Below are 19,992 nucleotides of genomic sequence, written 5' to 3'. Positions count from 1 at the left end.
ATTCCTTTTTCATCCTCAGTTTCTTAATCACATTATCTACTGCTCACTGGGATCATTACCCACATGTAGGCTAATCCCTGCTTTCCTTCTCACCTCAAATATCCGGTCGGGCAATATACCCTCTGCTATCTCTTCGGGGCGATTGGATACAAACAAGCCCAACTTTGCAGAGGGACTAAGCCCATAGTCCAGGTCATCATACGGAGAGTTGATAGGTAAACCTAAGTTGACAGGTGGCTCCCAGGTTACCAGACTGCCTTCCGCACTAAAAATATCATAACCACCAAAGCCGGGTAGATTATTGGAGCTGAAAAACAGTCGCCCGGTACCTATATCATAAAAGGGCGCCAACTCATCCCCCTCAGTATTTATAAACACTCCCGCATTCTGGGGCTTCTGGAATTCATTCTTTGCGATATCGCAGACAGCAAACCAGATATCCATCCCGCCAGCACCTCCCGGACGGTCTGATACGAAATATAGCACCTCAAGGTTAGAGTCAAATAACTTACCCACCGTCGGCTGGGTTGATGTATAGCGTGGATGATTGACATTTCTGTCAAGTGCCTGAGGTTCATTCCATCCATCTTCTCCCAGTCTGGATACATAAATATGACAAACACGCTTACCATCTGGGTTTATAAAACATCGGGAAAAATAAAAGCGCCTGCCATCAGGTGAAAATGCGCCCTTTCCACTGTCATAGCCGTCTCCATTGACAAAGGGTGAGCCTACGTCAGACTCCGGCTCACTGAGCCACTGACCATCCCGCCATGTTGCCTTATAGTATTTGCGTGCTGCCACATATGATTCTCCAAGAGCTATGCGCTCGGGAGCTTCGTCATTCACTGACACATATACAAAGGCAGTGTCACCCATAATTACTGGAGCATGGTTCATCCTGCCCTGGTTGACACCATCGCTCAGAGCCTTAACCTCAAGATCCGGTTCCCGTCCTATTGAGTCAATATACGTAAGAGCCATACGGCAACCCTCTATCTCATTTTCGATGCGCCTGCGGTTGATATTTCTGTCTGCTATTCTTTTGTGCCTTGATTTTGTCATCTCGAAGTGACCAAGGGCCGCTTCATAGTTGCCATCCATCTTGAGCAGCATAGCTAAGTAAAACTGAGCCTCAAAGCTCTTGCGCGGAGCCTTCTTATACAGTTCACTGTACACTCTCTCGGCCTTATCGTATTGTCTGGATGCCATCAGGTTTCTTCCAAGCATAAGCCCCACCTCGTCTGAAGGTTTTCTGCGATATAATTCCTCAAGATATATGCTGGCCTGCCATGGGTCACCCAGTCGTATCGCACTCTTGGCAAGGCCCTTAACCTGCCAGTTTTTCATGTTACGCATGGAGTTATCTTTCTGGCCTGAAGCAGGAACCAAAACTACAAGCAACAATACAATACTTAATATCTTTCCCATTGTATAGTCTTTTGAGTTATCTCTGTGGAGGGCAGCTTGTAAGTCACACTGATTTCAAATCCCGATCCTGCTATACTGTTGCCTCTTGACTTCGAAATATCAGTATCATAGGCCAACATCATATTCCAGTACTGCCAGTTACATCCTGCTGAGAATACAAGTCCGCGCGACCTGCTGACAGTAGCATTTCTGACGTGAACCCCTGCAATCACACTATTGTATTGATTTAGCCATTCATTTAGGTTGTATCCCAGATTCAAACCTGCAAGTGAGGTGTTGTTGCTGCCCATCTGCATATAGACTACTGCCGGAACCACAAAGAGAGTACTGGTCAGACCCAGATCACCCTTGACATGAAACACATGTTTTACCGGTAGTTTTTCGTCAAGTCCGAAAAAGGACTCAACGGGACGATTGATCTGTTGCATGGAATAACCCCCACTAAACACCCCGGTTGGGATAGTCTGGGAGTATAGCAAACCAATACCTGCATCCAGGTAGTTGGTGCTGCTCTTCTCAAGATTTTCGCCAGTGACCAGACGGGGGTCAAAGCCCCCTGTGTCACGGTTGTATTGATCTGGAAAACTCAGTTTGTTAAGGTCTATCTGCCTGTGAACCCAGGCCACCTGCAAGCCCGCATGCAGGCGGGCTCTGTGAGATATATTCAAGCCGTGAGCCAGAGAGAGGTTGATCCTCTCTGTTGGCATTGCTTTCCCGGCAGTATTGTCATGACTGTAGTACAAACCTCCATCCAGCCTTTCTTCCATGACATAAAAGGGCATTTCAAAACTAAAATAAGCGGTCTGATAATCACCGCTCATATTATATCCCTGGTTACGGAAGATTCCCACGGCTCTCAAGTCGCCGTCAAAACGTCCGGTATTAGCCGGACTTAGAGTAAGGTGTGCCGAATATGCCTGCGAGAAATGAATACCCTGTGCATTAAGGGTTCCGGTAACAGCTGAAAGAAGCACGATAGCGGACAACAAATTACGTCCCAGGTTCATAACAGAGAGGATTATAACGGATTCAAAATAGCGAAAATGTTTGTTCTTTGCAATCACTTCCATATATTGCAGTGAATTTTGTTACTCAGCTACAAAGGAAAACCTAAAATTACTAAGCTGTATGCGGACGGCCTTAAGATATTTCCTAGTTCTCTCCTTGATCCAGTTTTGCTTCTCAGCCTCTGTCATAGCGCAGATTACAGCCGATTTCAATGCCGATGTGAATTCCGGATGCGCTCCGCTGGAAGTACACTTTACAAATCTGTCGTCTGCTGGTCCCGGATATTCCTATAGGTGGGATCTTGGCAACGGGACTATATCAGACGCTGTTAATCCACAGACTATCTATCTCGATGAGGGTGTCTATGCTGTGTCACTTACCGTGACATACGGTGAAGACTCTGAAACTGTTGTCAAAGAGGCCTTTATCACTGTGCATCAGCAACCATCAGTATCCTTTGGTCTTGAAGGCGCGGAAATCGGTTGTGTACCCTTTGCGGTGCAACTTAATAATATGACTATCGACCCGGAGGGAGGTGCTCTCAGCTATACATGGAGCTTTGGTGACGGAACAAGATCCTCAGAGGTCAATCCTGACCATACTTACCTGATAGCGGGACTGTTTGATGTTACACTGGTTGCAGAAAACGAATTCGGCTGTGTTTCAACAGCTACTGTTCCGGGTCTTGTTAATGCCGTAAAACCACAGGCCTCCTTTGGCGTAGATGCTTCATACTCTTGTGATGGAATTCTTGAGGTTGGTTTTACAAATACATCAAATGCCCGTCCCGGCTTCACATCATCATGGAATTTCGGGGATGGGGCTGTCTAAAAAGATTAGGCAGTCTCTTTTTTTATTTGATTTTTTTCTCGAAAAAGTTGGTTATATAATTGATATATAGTATATTAATACTATAAATCAATCCATAATGAAAAAAGTTGTTTTCAAAGAGCTTCCAAACAATCAAGCTCAGTTATTCCCTGAAAACCTCTTGGATCGCATACCAGCAGACCATCCAGTTCGTCTGGTTGATAAGGTTGTAGATCAACTGGATATCACATCTATACTAAATAAATACAAAGGTGGTGGTGCTAGCAGTTTTCATCCAAGAATGATGGTTAAAATACTGTTCTACAGTTATTTAAACAACATATTTTCGTGCAGAAAGATTGAAAAGGCTTTACAAGAGAATATTCATTTTATCTGGTTATCAAAGGGCTGTGTTCCAGACTTTAGAACAATCAATTATTTTAGGAGTACCCGTTTGCAGGGAGAAATTAAGACCATCTTTGCAGAAGTAGTTAGATTACTGCATGGTATGGGGTTTGTGAGTCTTCAGGTACAGTATGTTGATGGAACAAAAATAGAAGCTACCTCAAACAGGTACACCTTTGTATGGCGAGGCACAGTTGAGAAAAACAAAGCAAAACTGGAAGAAAGGATAAGGAGTATTCTTAAAGATATTGATAGTCAAATTAAAGAGGACTCAAAAACTCTCAACAAAGAAGATTTGCCCCAATCAATAGACTCAGATTTATTAAAAAGCAAAATAGCTGAGCTTAACACCAGGCTTAAGGATACAAATAAGTCCACATCTAAGCAACTAAAGCAATTACAGGAGGAACATCTGCCACGGTTGGAGAAATACGAGAAGCAACTTGACACTCTGGGTGATCGCAACAGTTTTAGCAAGACTGACGAGGATGCTACTTTCATGCGAATGAAAGAAGATCATATGAAGAATGGGCAGCTGAAACCAGCTTATAATCCTCAGATTAGTACAGAGAACCAGATTATTACCCATTACAGTATCCATCAAACCCCAGGTGATACAAGAACATTAAAGTGTCATCTGGAGGGATTTAAAAACCAATATGGAAGTCATAGCTCTACGGTCGTTGCAGACGCCGGCTACGGAAGCGAGGAGAATTATGAATACCTGGAAGCAAATAATATAGAGTACTTTGTCAAGTACAACTACTTCCACAAAGAACAGAAAAGAGCATTTAAAAAGAATGCATTTCTAAGCCAAAACCTATATTACAACGAACATGAAGATTATTATGTATGCCCGATGGGACAGCATATGACCAATAAAGGTGAAAGAAAAGTGACTTCTGAGAATGGGTATGTATCAAAGGTGACACGTTATCAAGCGCAAAACTGTACTGGATGCCCGTTGCGCGGACTTTGTTTTCAAGCTACCGGTAATCGAATAATAGAGATCAATCACAGGTTAAGGATCCTAAAAAAGAAGGCCAGGGAACAGCTATTAAGTGAACAGGGCCTATATCACAGAAGTAGACGCCCAATAGAACCGGAAGCAGTGTTTGGACAAATAAAACACAACAACAAGTTCACCAGATTTACACTGAAAGGCCTTAAGAAAGTTGAAATCGAGTTTGGCCTGATAGCTATTGCTCATAACTTAAGAAAAATCATAGGCAAAGGTGCGTGTGTTTCAAAAACAGTACTCCAAAATGCAATTTTCTTCTTGTTTGAACCCCTATATGCAAAAATCCAAAAAGGAATATGGAATTTTCGTAAACATGTTCATCTAAAAATCGAAATCTATTCTTATCAACTTGCTTAAATTGAAAAAGAGGTTGCCCTTAATTGGACAACCTCAAGCCATCTGTATGAGGCCGTAGGTAATTATTCGGTAACCCTCACAGTAACCGATGATATTGGCTGCCAGGCTTCGGTTACAAGGGCAAACCTAATTCAGGTCACCAAGACCAGGGCCTCTTTCACTACACCCAAAACAGTAATATGTCCAGGGGAGAATATCCGCTTTACAAATACAAGCACAAGTGCAGATACTTATCGTTGGCGCTTTGGAGATGGTACTACTTCAACGGCAGTATCCCCGCAAAAGAACTTCAGGGATCCGGGTGAATATGAGGTGTGGCTTATTGCAGGCAATGGAACCTGTACTGACAGTGTCAGACAGGTTATCACAGTCGAACATGTAGAGGCTCTTTTTGATGTGGGGGAAGATTTTTATTGTGAACTGCCTGCTGTTGTCAAATATATCAACCAGTCGGTTGGTGCTGATTTTTATGAGTGGCGCTTTGGCAGCGGTACTGTGTCAACTCAGGCTTCTCCGGTACAGACCATTGGTGAGGGCTTCCCATTCAGTGATGGTAATGTAGTCTTTTCAGATACCCTTGTAGTTTACAGCTCTAGTGGCTGTTCGGATACCTATGTCAAGCAGAATGCTGTCACCATCAACATGCCCAAGGTGGCAATGACTCCTGCAGGATCTGCTGCTCAGTTGTCAGGATGCGTCCCAATGAATATCACCTTCAGTGACAAATCGACTTATAATACTACTGAGGATGCAATAGTCTCAAGAATGTGGAGTGTTAACGGTGGCCCATGGCAGGAGGGTAGCAGCATTAATGTCAATGTGGTTGAAGCCGCAAAGGTTCCGGTGGTGCTGAGAGTTATTACCGAGAAGGGTTGCGAACATACTAATGTGGAGTATATAAATGCTGGGGATAAGGTCAATGTGGACTTCAACAGGGTTGGCAACTATGAGCGTTGTGCCTCTGAGACCGTTATGTTTGAGATTACCTCACCTGAGCCGGCCTTGAGAACAAGTGAGGTTTGGGACTATGGTGACGAAACTAAGCCTCCGTTTCCTGTGCCTTTCCACAACTACGCGAAGACAGGGGTGATGAACGTATCACTAACCATTTTTAATAATGGCTGTCCAACCAAGGTGACCAAGAACAACCTTCTCAGGATACTTGGACCCCTTGCTACCATGGAGGGTAAGTCCGACTGTAACGACCCGATGCTTTATAACTTCACAGCAACAGTAGAAGAAGCAAGCTCATACCAGTGGGACTTTGGCGATGGTAGTCCGCTGGTGACAAATACTCTTACCCCTTCGCATCGCTATACTAGTTCCGGTACCTATGTAGTGCGCTTTACTGCATTCAATAATAATACAGGCTGTCAGTTTTCCGTCGTAAAGGAAGTCTATGCCCGACAACTTAATGCTGACTTCAGCCTAAATGCAGCCTACCTGTGTCATGGAGAGACACTGACCCTGAGTGGTGCATCATCGGTTGACAATTCACCTTTCTCTGTTGACAATCAGACCGTGAGGTATTTGTGGTTGTTTGAAACCGAAGGAAAGACAGAGGGAACAATGGGTGACCTCGTTCACAGATTTGAAACCCCCGGACTCAATAAGGTATCACTTGTTGTACAGGATGCCAACGGATGCCGTGATACTCTGAGCAGAACAATTAATGTGTTCCAACCTGAACCGGACTTCTCAGTCAATTACGAACTTGGCTGTATGCCTGTTACCTTCAGTTTTACTGATCAGAGCAAATCTGAAGCCCCTCTGACTTCATGGTCGTGGAACTTTGGCGACGGAGCTACTGCTACAACCCAGAACCCATCACACGACTACACTACTTACCAGACCTTCGACGTATCTCTCAAGGTTACCGACAGCTATGGCTGTAGTAATACTGTATTAAAAAAGAATGCAGTAAGAGTTATCAGACCTGATGCGTCATTTGTAGCGTCAAAAACCGGACTTTGCATTGGGGATACAATAAGTGTTCGCGATAATTCTGAAAGCAGGATAGTTCAATATCTATGGGAATTAAGTGATGGTCGCAGCTTTACGGATTCTGTTCCAACAATAAATTTTGCAAATGCCGGTTTGTATTCGCTCAGCCTGTTTATTAAAGATGACCACGGTTGTGAGGAAACAGCTTTTGTAGAAAACTTCTTCAGCGTACAGGAACCTCCGGTAGCCGACTTTACGGCCGATATAACAGAGTCCAACTGTTACCCGTTGGTGGTGCAGTTTCAGGATCTGTCCCAAACTCCCAATCCCGGTTCATGGACCTGGGTCTTTGGTGAGAATGAAAATAGATCAGAAGTGCAGAATCCTTTCTTTATATACAACAGACCCGGTTTACATGATGTGACACTAATTAGCAGGACTAGCAATGGCTGTGCCGATACCATAGTCAAAAAGGAGTATGTCCATGTGGGCGGACCCTATGCTGAGATAGACGTTGCCGATGCAGTGTGTCGCGGACAAGAGGTGGTGTTTAGGGCAATCAAACTGCAAAACGTGCATGATATAAGCTGGAGCTTTGGTGATGGTTACTCTGATGCGGGTACCACAGAGACCGCACATACCTACACCCGTTCAGATGTATACAAACCGGTGTTATTCCTGCGGTCAGACGATAAGAATACATGTAATAAGGCCATCGTCGGAAATGTTGTAGTTCACGATCTTCAGGCAACCTTTGCCTTTGATGGAGGTATTGACAGTGGTTGCGTACCTTTCACCCCGCCCTTAATCAACAACACCCTGAATGCAGACAGCTATACCTGGCTGCAAGGTAATGGAGGCAGTTCCCTGGAAGCACTGCCGCAGTTGACATACAATCAGGCCGGCTCATACACACTCACTTTGTTTGCGCATTATACACCACTGGGTTGTGTTGACAGTGCAAAGGCCGCAGTCACGGTATTCCCCTTACCGGAAATAGATACAAGTCCCGACACCTTAATCTGCCTTGGTGATCAGTTGGTACTGAGAGCTGACGGTGGAATAGAATACCTGTGGAGCCCCGCCTTATCTCTGGATAATGCGGCAGCTGCCACGACTGTTGCAAGGCCTGTTTTCGACACTGACTATACTGTCACAGTAACCGATCACAACAGTTGTGTCGATTCCGCCAAGGTCGTAGTCCTCGTTCAGCAACATCCTGTTGTCTGGTTAAGTGATACCACCTTGATAATAGGAGAGGAGTTGTATATGGATCTGAGTGACCCTGAAATTGGAAAGTACCAGTGGAGTCCGACAGATAATATCTCCTGTAGTACATGTCCCGATCCTGTATTTAAGGCAATGGAAACTACAGCTTATTCTGTAGCGGTGACCGATGTCAATGAATGCTTCACACTAAGTTATCCTTTCAATCTGACAGTTGAGAAGAAGTACTCTGTTGATGTTCCGCTGGCCTTTACACCTAATGGCGACGGAATCAATGACAAGGTCTTTGTGAAGGGATGGGGACTCAGGGAACTGGTAATGTTCAGGATATTCAACCGATTTGGACAGGTGGTATATGAGTCTACTGACATTAAAGAGGGATGGGACGGAGTATATGATGGAGTACCCCAGCCTGTTGAGACCTATACTTTTATAGTAAGGGTTAGAACTGAGGCTGATGAAGTACTTGAAAAGAGTGGTACTCTAAGGTTGATAAGATAGAAGCTTTTATTCGTCAAAACCAAGCATAGCAAGGCTGGAACGGCTGTAAATGTCGAGCAATTCCATTACCCGCTCCCTTTTAATGCAGCCTGAGATAAAGCTGAACTCTGAAGCAAACTTGACAATCTCACTTGCCAGGTAGTCCCTTATTTTGATTTCAAGATCATAGCTTCCACCGACATAAATTTCACGCTCGATATGTTTGCCGAGCAGGGTCTTTAATTCACCCGGACTTAGATCCAGGTGTTCGTTGATCTCTGCGATGGAACGTCTGAAATCTTCACTGTTGAAGAGTATGAATGCCAGAGCAAGACGACGTCTGATTGGCAGGTCGTACAGATATTTTTCAATATTCTTGTTAAGCTGAAGTCTGAGATCATCAGGCATCTTTCCATGGCGCGCCAGAGCAGCACAGATCTCAATAAATAGTCGATTGATACCTTTTTCGGTACCATCACTTCCCAGAATAAGCCACTTTAAGAAATTTCCTTTTACTATAAAGCCAAACTCGACCATCGCATGGTTCACATCATTTGTGATGTGCAATCGATTATCGACATCTAGCATTCTGTCTGGGCTGACTAATTTTAATTGATTCATTAAGGGGATATTGGGCTGTCAGAACTATAGAGTACCAATGGTACAGGGTCAAACAACATTTCCCGTTCTCACTTCCTACCATGACAAATCCAAAAGTATAAAAAAATCCATCACTTTGTTCCGGACCGAAGAATCTACCCTTAAAGTCGGAAAGTTTTATTTTTTAGATACCCATTGAAAATCAATGCAGTAGGGTCTGTTAACTATTTATAACATTTTATTTACATCTGATCACGAAGTCAAAAAGTGTAAACTATAGAGCTGTTTAAGGTATGGGAATATACGTTTGTCAAAATCCCCATTTTTTTTTTGTGTGTAGAGTAACAATAAGCATTGAGATGCGTTGTAACAGGTAATCAGTTACATAATTTAGATGAAAAAGATAGGACATCCCATAGTATTTGCGTTGTTTTTGACAGCAGGTACCATTTATGCTCAGGAGCCTGACGACGCCATTGGAACAGACTACACTTCCAATACATCTCAATCCTTTAGGGTTGTAAACCTCGGCTCAGAAATCAACAGTATGTATGACGATTATTCAGCGGTAGAAGTAACTCAGGCAGGAGCATTGTACTTTACTTCCAGACAACCTGGCAAGGCAGGTAGTACCAAGCAAGCTGAAAAGCTTAAAGAACAGGTACTCAAAGCTGAGCTGACTGATAGTATTGCATCAGTAGCAGCTCCTGTCAAAGGACTTGGATCAGCAAAGAAACATACAGCCGTGGCCGGCTATGACCCTGGTAAGGGACAACTATTCTTGTATGTAGGAAAGAAACGTGGTGGTCGGTTAGTAGCATATGAAAATCATGCTAAGAAGGGATTACGTCATGTCTATACCCCTTCAGGAGGAGTTGACAAGAAGATATACAGGGAAACACAGATTTCATTAACAGCCAACGGAGATGCTTATTTTATCAGTAATCATCATGCCGGACAGGGCGGTTTTGATATATGGTATGCACCACGCAAGGGCAAATCCCGCTTTGGTAAGGCCATTAATCTTGGTCCGGTAGTCAATACAGCAAATGATGAAGTCTCAGTCTATGTCACCCCTGATGGTAATACCCTGTATTTTGCTTCAGATGGTCATATCGGTATGGGAGGCTATGATCTATTCAAAAGCATAAAGGATGCTAACGGACAATGGAGTCGCCCGGAAAACCTGGGTGAACCAATTAATTCCGAATATCACGATGTGTTTTACTATCCTTCATCTGACACCCTTTCATTCCTGATGTCAAGCAACCGTCCAGAAGGTTTTGGGGGAATGGATATCTACAGGGTCATAACCGAACTGGCAGTGCCTGATTGACAGGACATCTAAGCAGATAAGAAAGTGGTGAGTTGAATCTAAGTCTTAGTTCTATATCAAAATAAAAAGCAATCACCTGCCTTCCGGCAGGTGAGATTAAAGAGACAGGTATGAGCAATAAAAGAAATATAAGATTCAGGGATTTTATAGGGCTATCATTAATCGCGATGACAGTGCTGTATTCCTGCAAGGGAGATGATATAATAGTCAACGATCCGGACGATGATATGCGTTCCATTTCAATTACCGGACCGTTTATCTCAGCCAGTTATACATTACAGGATTTCCTCGAAGATCTGGAGGGAGACGGTATCTTTTCAGACGAGGATGGACTGCTTTACTACCAGACTCGTCAGGATGTTGAGATAGAATGGGATGATCTGGTTACCCTCAATGACGTAAACAGTACATGGAATCATTACATTCCTCCATTCAATACAGGTTCAGGCGACGATGGAAGCTTTGAGTTTTCCGACAGGGCAATTCTAAGTCACAGGAATGATGTACGGTACGACAGTCTGGATCTGACTGCCGGAGTGCTGAGAATTGCAATAGCGTCACCCTATGGGCTAAGCGGCACGGTGACAGTAGATTGTCCGGGCATGGCAAGCGGAGGAGAACCTGTAAGCATAACCTTTACAGTGTATGGCAACGGAATGGTAAGTCCCGAAGAGTTCAGCCTGCCACTCGAAGGAATGCACCTCAATTTGGAAAGCAATGATGAGGCACCATACCTAAGTAGTCTCAGGGTTAATACCCGGGTTGCATTGGAAGGATTATCCTACGGTGGTGATCTCACTGTTTACTTTAGCCTGTCTGATATGGAGGCTGAAGCCGCATACGGATACTTCGGTACTCAGGAGACCACCAAGACAGATGTTGAACTCGATTTCGAACTCTTCGACGAGATAGACGACCTCAAGGACAGGGTCAGGGTAGATAGGATTTCAATCAGCATCCAGCTTCACAACAGCATTGGAACACCATTTTATGTAGAGACCAGAAACATGAGGTTTTATAAAGATGACGACGAAGATCCATATGAATACCTGACCGTGGATGGCAGCAGTACACTGGTTATTGACAATGTGCCCGCATCAGTGGGTGGTGAACCCGGCTTTGCTGAAGTGGTAATAGATGATAAATCTGATTCCAACGTGCTGGATATAGCAAACGGCTTCCCTCGTTCGATGAAGCTTGACATCTTCTCAAGAAGCAATCCTGATGCCGGCTCAGACCCTGAGTCTGAGCCTCTCAACTACAAGTTGGCTGGCCAGGATCTTGTAGCAGCTTTGGTTGCAAAGATTCCATTTACCCTTTCGGCTGCAGGCTATGAAAGGAGAGACACGATAGAGTTCGACTTCAACGATATGATAGAAGGTTCAGAAAATGAAGTAGAAAGCATTGAACTGGCCTCAGTCTACTTTGATTTTGAAAACGGACTTCCGCTCAGCATTTCGGCAAGTGCCTATGTGATTGACGGAAACGGTGACTTAATTGATTACGTGTTGGATGAGGGAACTTCCATTATTATAGCAGGAACAGCTGCAAGACCTGAGGCTTCATCATTTAAGGTGGACCTTACAGAGGACCAGATAGAGGCATTCAGGCAACGTGAGGCAAAGCAATTGATATTGCACTACGAGGTGATGACAGGCAAGAATGGTGAGAGTGTTGAGATCACAAATAAGGGCAGTCTGAGGGCTAAGATCTCACTCAGTGCTAAGGGTACTATACCCAACTAATCGGTAAAAATTGGTAATGATGTCAGGAAAAAGAAGATATACAGTGCTCAGGAGCGTAGCACTATTGATGTTGATGGTCTGCCCGGCCCTAACCGGGCAGTCGCCTATGAGTACCTATTTTATGGAGACCATACCACAGGTAAGGCAGATTAACCCTGCAATGATGCCAAGGGCCAACGGTTTCTATACCTTGCCGGGTATCGAACTGATGGTGGGTAGTGATTTGTCATTTTCAAATATTTTCCAGGACAAGGGCGGTGAGTGGGTATCACCTTTGAGCAGGCGCTTTGATTACGATAAGCTGTATCGTGCTACCGGTAAGGTTTTTAATGTAAATGAACAGACCACTGTTGATATATTGGGCTTTGGATTCAGGAGGGGTCGTGACTATTTTTCAATATCGTATTCAATAAAGGGAGATCTGAATGCCGGATTGCCTCGTGACCTTTTCAAGGTAACCGAGAAAGGCTTTGCCGACGGCTCTGTTTTTGACTTTTCCACCCTCCGGATGAAGACCCAGTTGTATAAGGAGATTAATATTGGCTATGCCCGCGAGTGGAATGACAAGCTCAACGTTGGTATTAATGTCAAACCTTTGTTTGGTATGGTCGCCGGCATGACCGATATCAACAGACTGGAATTGCGCACCTCAAGAGAGAAGTATGAAGTGCTGGTTGACGGAAGCATTCGTGTGTCAGCACCTGTTGAGATTACAGAAGGAGTGCCAGGTGAGTTTCCTGAAGATATTGAAGGGCGTGAACTTGAAGATAGTGAGATGAGAGCTTACCTGACTGGTTTCAGAAATCCAGGTTTCGCAATAGACCTTGGTGCCGTGTACAAGTTCAATGACAAATGGCACTTCTCGGCTGCAGTCAACAACCTTGGATTTATAAGTTGGAAGAGCGATCTAAATTCGCTAAGCTTTAAGGGTAACTACAGTTTTGAAGGACTGGAGCTTGACGGATCCAACAAAGACGATCTTGATGATGCACTTGAAGCAATAGGTGATTCTCTTAAATCTATTATTAATTACAGCACAGGACACGGGAAGTTCAGTACCTCACTTGTTCCTGGTATCTGGTTGGGGGCTGAGTATCATCTCAACCACTACATGTCTTTTGGATTTATTTCGAGGAGCATGTTGCAGAAGAACAATTTCAGGGAAGACCTGAATATTTCGGCCAACTACAAGCCATATTCCTTTGTCTCGGTAAATGTAAACTACAGCTACTGTTTCAATGGAGCCAATGGGCTGGGAACCGCACTGTCTGTGCTATTGGGCCCTTTGCAGATATACGCTGTTGCTGATTATGCCCCTGTACGTTACTCAAATGTGATAATGGATGACAGTGAATTTGTAATGTTTCCATATCAGAAGCAATTGAATGTCAGAGCCGGTCTCAATTTAATCTTTGGAAGACATGGTAACAGGAATAATCCCAGTATAGATTTCAGATAATAAATTCCTACCTTTGCGGCGAAATTTAAAGGAACAAAAAGTGGGAAGATCTGCTAAAAGCAAACCTATACTTGAGCGTTTTGAGGTGACCGACATGGCTGCAGAAGGAAAATCGCTCGGCCGTTTTAATGACAAAGTTGTTTTCGTTACAAATACAGTACCTGGTGACATCGTTGACGTTCGGGTAACCCGCAAGCGCCACAGCTTCATGGAGGGGATACCGCTGAGATTTCACCACTATTCAGATATACGGGTAAAGCCATTCTGTGAGCATTTTGGAGTATGCGGCGGTTGCAAATGGCAATCCATACCCTATAGCGAGCAGCTTAAATACAAGCAGCGTGAGGTTTACAACAACCTTAAGCGCATTGGCAAGGTGGAACTTCCTGAACTTGAGCCTGTGTTGGCCTCTCCCGATGAAAGGCATTACCGCAACAAACTTGAATTTACCTTTTCATCCAGCAGGTGGTTAAGTCCAGAGGAAATGGCTTCAGGTGAGGAGATTACCGAACGAAGCGGACTAGGTTTTCACATACCTACACGTTTTGACAAGGTAGTGGATATCAAAGAATGCCACCTTCAGCCAGAACCGTCAAATGCAATCAGGCTTGCCCTGCGTGAGTTTGCTCTTGCTAACAACATCCCCTTTTACGATCTGAGAAACAGGACAGGAGTTCTGCGTACTATGATGATACGCACTGCAGTTTCAGGTGAGACCATGGTAGTTATTGTCTTTGCCGAAGATGATGCCGAACTGAGAAAAAAGATTTTCGACAGACTAATAGAGCTGTTTCCCCGGGTTACATCCTGGATGTATGTAATCAACACCAAGGCCAACGATAGCTTTAATGACCTTGAGGCACACTGCTATGCCGGCCGTGATTTTATTTTTGAGCAGATGGAGGACCTTAAGTTTAAGATAGGTCCCAAGTCCTTCTTCCAGACCAATACAAAGCAAGCATTGAATCTGTACAAGCTGGTACGTGAATTTGCTGGGCTTACTGGTAATGAGACAGTATATGACCTCTATACAGGTACTGGAACAATAGCCAACTTCGTTGCCCACAGTGCAAAGAGGGTAATAGGAATAGAATATGTACCCGAGGCAATTGAAGATGCAAGAGAAAACTCAAGGATCAACGGTATTGACAACACAGTATTCCTAGCCGGTGACATGAAGGATCTGCTGAAGCCCGAACTCTTTACTGAGTTCGGCCACCCAGATCTGATTATAACAGACCCGCCACGAGCCGGAATGCATGCTGATGTAGTTGAGACCATCATGAATGCAGCACCCGACAAGATTGTCTATGTAAGCTGCAACTCAGCCACCCAGGCACGAGACCTCAACATGCTAGACATCAGGTATCGCGTAACACGTGTAAGGCCTGTAGATATGTTTCCGCATACCCACCACATCGAGAACATAGTATTGCTTGAGAGAAGATGATATACTTCGACAGGCTCAGAGACTGAGTTATCCGGTAGCTGAGCCTGGCGAAGTCACCTCTTCTATCAGAGACTTATTGATACACTTCGTTTCTTGTATAAACACCGCCATCAATCAGAATCCTGTCAATGTCATTTTGGGTAACAGGAATAGAGTTGATTTGGATAGTAGGCACTTTCTTAAGGCCGTTGTCAGTATAGACTATGTTAAACTTATCCAGCTTTTCGCCCTTAGCCATTGCCACAGCCACTTCAGCAGCAGTGTAGCCAATTTCCTTGAAGGGGTGGTACATAGTCATATGTTGCTTACCGGCAACAATGTCACGAACAGATTCAATCTGGGCATCCTGTCCGGTGAATAATACCTTACCGTCAAGGTCCCAGTCTTTGAGCACCTCTATCATGCTGTGACTCATACCGTCAAAGCATGAGATAATCACATCTGGACGTTCCTCTGAGTTTTGCATAAACTGTCTCAGTTCAAAAGCTGCATTGCGACCGTCCCAGTTTTCAGTAAAAGTCTTGTAAAGCACCTTGATATCACCCCTTGCAATCATTGGTTCAAGCACTGAATCAATAGCAGCCTGGAGTTCGATAGCATTACGGTCAAACTTATCCCCACCGAATAGCATATAGTTACCGCGAGGTACCAACTTTGTGACAAAGCCAGTCATGGCCTCACCAAGAGTTACGTTGTTTCCGGCGATAAACATATCCAGGTCACTGTTGGGTATTAGTCTGTTGTATGCTATCACAGGAATACCATCGGCCTTCATATCGCGGACAATAGCATCGGCAGTAATCTCATTGATATAGACCAGAGTCAGCAGGTCTATTCCTTCCTCCTTCATTTGCATAGCCATCTCGTATTGAAGGCTGGCGTTGTCGTTGGCATGTTTTACTATTACTTCGGCTCCCAGTTGCCTGGCACGTTCTGCGAAATAATTACTCTCAATAACAAAGCGGTAGGTTATATCAGAATTGAAAAGGAAGCCGATCTTTATACTTTCACTCTTCTTACATCCCGATATAGCAAACGCCATGAAAAAGAGTAAAATAAACCCGAATATTTTTGAATCTTTTTTCATTTTATTAAGGTATAAATATTATAAAGTATTAATAAAGTACATTAAGGCCAAATTGCAAAAATAACACTGTAAATGTCATAGTAAGGATAAAACCACTACTTTTATAGTCCTTTTTTGTAAAAAAGGTTTCTAAAAAAATGATAATAACATAGAATAGCAACATTAACTGGAATTGAAAATGAAGTGGAGAGATTTGAACATAAACGCAAAGATCAGAAGTGCTTTGGGTTTCGTGCTGGTACTTGCATTCCTGATGGGTGCATATACAATGTTTAACTTGATTAGGGTAAACAGGGATATCAGTAAACTGACAGATCAGTACATTCCTTATGTTGACGGAGCTATCAAGACTTCTCAATCATGGTGGAAGTTGTCTGAGTACATAAGATCCTATGATTTTACTGCCAATGATTATTTCCTGTACAGAAGTGAAAACGAATTTGAAGTTTTCAACGGAGCCCTTGAAGGCTTGATAGAGATGGACGGGAATCTTGGAGAAGAATCCAATAGCGAGGCTCTTGTGCCATTGAAGGAAAGCATCCAGAGATACAGGTCGCACCTAAACACTCACTTTGCCCTCCAGGGCCAGGTGAGCGAAAGTCGCAAGGCCCTTGAAGAAATAGGTGGCAAGTTATACACAGCAATCAATGCCAACCGCTACAACGGTTCGGTACAAACTGCAGGAGCACTGGCCATGGGTATCTGGGGTTCACTACAGGCAGACGAGATCAACAGATACTCTATCAACATGCAGTCCAAGCTGGATGATCTGGCGACCCTTCGCAATATGATAAGAAATAACTCATATCCCGGCAATGTATCCGGTTTGCTGAGGGATTTCGTAAATGCTGCTGAGACCTATATTGACGACTATACAGTAGCCCGCAAGTCAGAGATTATTGCCTTTGAAATGGCAAAAGAGATCATGTGGGATATCCGCACTGTTTCTGACCTTGGTCAGGAACAGATGAAAGTAGTAGGAAGCAATTCCATTACCGTGGTCACCAATGTCAGGAATCTGATTATTGTTGGAGTAATCTTTATGGTTATAATAGGCCTGATAGCCTTTATCTTCCTGCCGCCATCTATCACAAAACCTATACTTGAGGGTGTAAGAGGAGCCGAACAAATAGCAGAAGGCGACCTGACAGTAAGTTTTGACACTACCCGCAAGGATGAAGTTGGACGCCTGGCAGCAGCCTTGAACAACATGGTTGTCAACCTCAGGGAACTGATCAACGATATAGCAATAAGCGCAAGAGCACTGGATGAAGCCGGTGACGTACTTGTAGAGCGTTCTGAGGAGATGGCCTCCGGTGCAGCAGAACAGGCATCTGCAGCCGAAGAAGTTTCATCTTCAATGGAAGAGATGTACGCCAATATTCAACAGACTGCAGATAATGCCAGGACCACAGAGTCTATTGCCAAGTTGGCTTCTGTTAGCATGAAAAGCAGCAACAATACATCAAGATTGGCAACCGCGAGTATGGAAGAGATCACTCAAAAGGTATCCGTGATCAGCGACATAGCCTTTCAAACCAATATCCTTGCATTGAATGCTGCTGTTGAAGCAGCTCGTGCAGGAGTAGAGGGCAGGGGTTTTGCAGTAGTAGCTGCCGAAGTTCGCAAGCTTGCTGAGAGAAGTCAGGCGGCCGCTGCCGAGATCAATGCCATGGCCGGGACTACTTACGCGTCATCTGTGAATGCGCTGGAGCAGCTTGAGCAGTTGACTCCTGAGATAGAAAAGACAGCTTCACTGATTCAGGAGATCACAGTAGCATCTATGGAGCAGGAGACAGGAGTAGAGCAGATCAACAATGCACTGCAGCAGTTGAATGCAGTTACCCAGCGTAACGCTTCAACCTCAGACGATATAAATAATGCAGCACACAGACTTGAAGAGCTCTCTGACAAATTGAACAAGACCCTTGTAAAATTCAAACTCGAAAATGAGCAGGTATAACCCTGAAACAACAGCAGGTAGAAGGGGTTTAATAATTAAAATGCTGGATGAGTACGGCCAGGTCAATGTCAATGATCTGAGTCGTTACTTCAACGTAAGTGAAGTAACCATTCGCAACGATCTTGCTTATCTGGAACGCAAAAATCTATTAATAAGAGCCCGGGGAGGCGCCATCAAGACTGAGAAGGCCTCCCTGGATCTTCGTTTTCTGGAGAAGAAGAGCAAGAATGTAAAGGAGAAAGAAGCCATCGGTCGTAGGGCAGCCCGTTTTATAGAAGACGGGGATACCATAGTAATAGACAGCGGAACAACCACTCGTGAAATAACCAATCACCTGGGACGTTTCAGCCGTTTGACGGTAGTAACAAATGCCTTGAACATTGCCAGTTCGCTGGCCGACATGGAGAACATAACAATCATAATGCCGGGAGGCATTATGAGGCATAGCATATTGACTTTGGTTGGAGCCACGGCCATTGACAACTTCAAAATGTTTTTTGGCGACAAGCTGTTTCTGGCAACCGACGGTATTGACCTGAATCTTGGGCTTTCGTCGCCCGACCTTGAAGAAGCTGCCCTTAAGAGGACGATGCTTAAGATGGCACGAAAAATTATCGTTGTAGCAGACTCGTCCAAGTTGGGTAAACGTCACCTCGCGGTGATCTGTAATATTAGTCAGATTGACGTATTAATTACCGACAGCGGCATCAGTCCGATGTACAAAGAAGCGATGGAAAAGATGGGAGTAGAGGTAGTTGTTGTATAATTTTATTATCTTTCGGTCAAATTGTTAGCGTGATTTTATGATTCAGCCGCAGTACGATGTGATGGGTGAGGCCGGGCTAGATTACTTGGTTAATGGGTCCCAGGGGAAGGATATAAAAGTGTGGTGTGATATTGCGGAGAATGATATATTGCCCGTAAAGCACTTGTTCCGCAGTTTTGCTGAGATGCCGGTATTGGAGCAGATAGCCATGAACCATGCACGGGGCAGGGTTCTGGATGTTGGAGCGGGCATGGGTAGTCATACGCTACACCTTCAGAGTATGGGCCTGGATGTAACTGCATTGGAGATTTCCGCAAAATGTTGTGAGGTAATTTCGAAGAGAGGGGTCAGAAATGTAATAAACTCAGATTTTTTTAGTTGTCCGGTTGGTGAGACATATGACACGATGCTGTTTATGATGAACGGCATAGGTTTGGTTGGCACTACGGATGGATTTCCGCGGTTATTCAGGAAGATTGATGAGCTGCTGAGTCCAGAGGGGCAGGTTTTGCTTGACAGTTCGGATTTACGTTACCTCTTTCTGGAGGATGACGGCAGTATGCTAATAAATCTGAATGACAAATATTATGGCGAAGTGGTTTACCGAATGAGTTATGGTAATATAAAAGGTAAGTCTTTTAAGTGGCTCTTTATTGATTCAGAGCTTTTGTCATACTACGCAGAGCAGCATGGATTCAGATGTGAAAAAATTGCTGACGGTACCCACTTTGACTACCTGGCCCGCCTGGTGAAACTCTAGTTGAACCATTGCGCACCCTGTTTGTTTCCTTTATCAATAATTCGACCACTTACGGCAACTATTTGACCCTGTTTTGCGTACAAATTGCTAATATTACATCCAATTTGTAGTATTTACATCAATGCCTGCTTTTTTGCTTGCGC

13 protein-coding genes and 1 pseudogene are annotated in these 19,992 nt (G+C 44.2%); 10 read left to right on the top strand and 4 right to left on the bottom strand.

Annotated features, from left to right (window positions below):
* Positions 1 to 36: 36 nt before the first annotated feature.
* Together M9189_RS08205 and M9189_RS08200 are read right to left on the bottom strand one after the other, a co-directional pair.
* A complete protein-coding gene (locus M9189_RS08205) occupies positions 37 to 1,431 on the bottom strand; it encodes a tetratricopeptide repeat protein (RefSeq protein ID WP_250722260.1) in 1,395 nt (464 codons plus the stop codon).
* Positions 1,416 to 2,501 (bottom strand): PorP/SprF family type IX secretion system membrane protein, encoded by a 1,086-nt coding sequence (locus tag M9189_RS08200; RefSeq protein WP_250722259.1) that lies wholly within the window; start codon positions 2,499 to 2,501, stop codon positions 1,416 to 1,418. Before M9189_RS08200 ends, M9189_RS08205 begins: the two co-directional genes overlap by 16 nt.
* A 58-nt stretch (positions 2,502 to 2,559) precedes the next feature.
* On the opposite strand from M9189_RS08200, the gene M9189_RS08195 reads away from it, so the two are divergent.
* The 3 genes and pseudogenes from M9189_RS08195 (at position 2,560) to M9189_RS08185 (ending at position 8,704) form a co-directional block, all read left to right on the top strand.
* Entirely contained in the window at positions 2,560 to 3,270 is a 711-nt protein-coding gene (locus M9189_RS08195; protein WP_250722258.1) for a PKD domain-containing protein, read from the top strand.
* 97 nt (positions 3,271 to 3,367) lie between these two features.
* A pseudogene (locus tag M9189_RS08190) lies at positions 3,368 to 4,888 on the top strand (IS1182 family transposase); the annotation flags it as partial.
* 144 nt (positions 4,889 to 5,032) lie between these two features.
* Entirely contained in the window at positions 5,033 to 8,704 is a 3,672-nt protein-coding gene (locus M9189_RS08185) for a PKD domain-containing protein (protein ID WP_336417733.1), read from the top strand.
* 6 nt (positions 8,705 to 8,710) lie between these two features.
* Here the strand turns inward: M9189_RS08185 and M9189_RS08180 are convergent, their stop codons facing one another.
* Positions 8,711 to 9,304, bottom strand: a complete 594-nt coding sequence (locus tag M9189_RS08180; protein WP_250722256.1) for a hypothetical protein — start codon at positions 9,302 to 9,304, stop codon at positions 8,711 to 8,713.
* Positions 9,305 to 9,677: 373 nt separating this feature from the next.
* Between M9189_RS08180 and M9189_RS08175 the strand changes: the two genes are divergently transcribed.
* From M9189_RS08175 to rlmD, 4 genes are all read left to right on the top strand, one after another.
* Positions 9,678 to 10,619, top strand: coding sequence for a hypothetical protein (locus M9189_RS08175; protein ID WP_250722254.1), 942 nt, complete (start codon positions 9,678 to 9,680; stop codon positions 10,617 to 10,619).
* A 110-nt stretch (positions 10,620 to 10,729) separates the two neighbouring features.
* Positions 10,730 to 12,364: a hypothetical protein gene (locus M9189_RS08170; RefSeq protein WP_250722253.1), complete on the top strand. Its 1,635-nt coding sequence runs from the start codon at positions 10,730 to 10,732 to the stop codon at positions 12,362 to 12,364.
* 16 nt (positions 12,365 to 12,380) lie between these two features.
* The gene (locus M9189_RS08165) at positions 12,381 to 13,823 is read left to right on the top strand and encodes a DUF5723 family protein (RefSeq protein WP_250722251.1); all 1,443 of its coding nucleotides are present in this window, start codon (positions 12,381 to 12,383) and stop codon (positions 13,821 to 13,823) included.
* 40 nt (positions 13,824 to 13,863) lie between these two features.
* Positions 13,864 to 15,273, top strand: coding sequence for a 23S rRNA (uracil(1939)-C(5))-methyltransferase RlmD (gene rlmD / locus M9189_RS08160; protein WP_250722249.1), 1,410 nt, complete (start codon positions 13,864 to 13,866; stop codon positions 15,271 to 15,273).
* A gap of 73 nt (positions 15,274 to 15,346) precedes the next feature.
* On the opposite strand, the gene M9189_RS08155 is transcribed toward rlmD, so the two are convergent.
* Complete coding sequence (locus tag M9189_RS08155) at positions 15,347 to 16,360, bottom strand: substrate-binding domain-containing protein (protein ID WP_250722247.1); 1,014 nt, start codon at positions 16,358 to 16,360, stop codon at positions 15,347 to 15,349.
* Positions 16,361 to 16,538: 178 nt separating this feature from the next.
* Between M9189_RS08155 and M9189_RS08150 the strand changes: the two genes are divergently transcribed.
* Genes M9189_RS08150 through M9189_RS08140 form a run of 3 tightly spaced genes read left to right on the top strand, consistent with a single transcriptional unit; the run spans position 16,539 to position 19,849 of the window.
* Positions 16,539 to 18,323, top strand: coding sequence for a methyl-accepting chemotaxis protein (locus M9189_RS08150; protein ID WP_250722246.1), 1,785 nt, complete (start codon positions 16,539 to 16,541; stop codon positions 18,321 to 18,323).
* Positions 18,310 to 19,089: a transcriptional repressor AgaR gene (gene agaR / locus M9189_RS08145; protein ID WP_250722244.1), complete on the top strand. Its 780-nt coding sequence runs from the start codon at positions 18,310 to 18,312 to the stop codon at positions 19,087 to 19,089. The genes M9189_RS08150 and agaR overlap by 14 nt, the downstream gene beginning before the upstream one ends.
* Positions 19,090 to 19,126: 37 nt before the next feature.
* Positions 19,127 to 19,849, top strand: coding sequence for a class I SAM-dependent methyltransferase (locus M9189_RS08140; protein ID WP_250722242.1), 723 nt, complete (start codon positions 19,127 to 19,129; stop codon positions 19,847 to 19,849).
* Positions 19,850 to 19,992: the final 143 nt, after the last annotated feature.

This window comes from Xiashengella succiniciproducens, from assembly GCF_023674465.1.
Lineage (GTDB): Bacteria > Bacteroidota > Bacteroidia > Bacteroidales > Marinilabiliaceae > Geofilum > Geofilum succiniciproducens.
This window is presented reverse-complemented; position numbering and strand designations above follow the sequence as displayed.

Coding starts and splice junctions, on each gene's coding strand:
- M9189_RS08165 (WP_250722251.1), top strand. CDS start 12,381: ATGATGTCAGGAAAAAGAAGATATACAGTGCTCAGGAGCGTAGCACTA.
- M9189_RS08150 (WP_250722246.1), top strand. CDS start 16,539: ATGAAGTGGAGAGATTTGAACATAAACGCAAAGATCAGAAGTGCTTTG.
- M9189_RS08205 (WP_250722260.1), bottom strand. CDS start 1,431: ATGGGAAAGATATTAAGTATTGTATTGTTGCTTGTAGTTTTGGTTCCT.
- M9189_RS08155 (WP_250722247.1), bottom strand. CDS start 16,360: ATGAAAAAAGATTCAAAAATATTCGGGTTTATTTTACTCTTTTTCATG.
- M9189_RS08175 (WP_250722254.1), top strand. CDS start 9,678: ATGAAAAAGATAGGACATCCCATAGTATTTGCGTTGTTTTTGACAGCA.
- M9189_RS08140 (WP_250722242.1), top strand. CDS start 19,127: ATGATTCAGCCGCAGTACGATGTGATGGGTGAGGCCGGGCTAGATTAC.
- agaR (WP_250722244.1), top strand. CDS start 18,310: ATGAGCAGGTATAACCCTGAAACAACAGCAGGTAGAAGGGGTTTAATA.
- M9189_RS08180 (WP_250722256.1), bottom strand. CDS start 9,304: ATGAATCAATTAAAATTAGTCAGCCCAGACAGAATGCTAGATGTCGAT.
- M9189_RS08195 (WP_250722258.1), top strand. CDS start 2,560: ATGCGGACGGCCTTAAGATATTTCCTAGTTCTCTCCTTGATCCAGTTT.
- M9189_RS08170 (WP_250722253.1), top strand. CDS start 10,730: ATGAGCAATAAAAGAAATATAAGATTCAGGGATTTTATAGGGCTATCA.
- M9189_RS08200 (WP_250722259.1), bottom strand. CDS start 2,501: ATGGAAGTGATTGCAAAGAACAAACATTTTCGCTATTTTGAATCCGTT.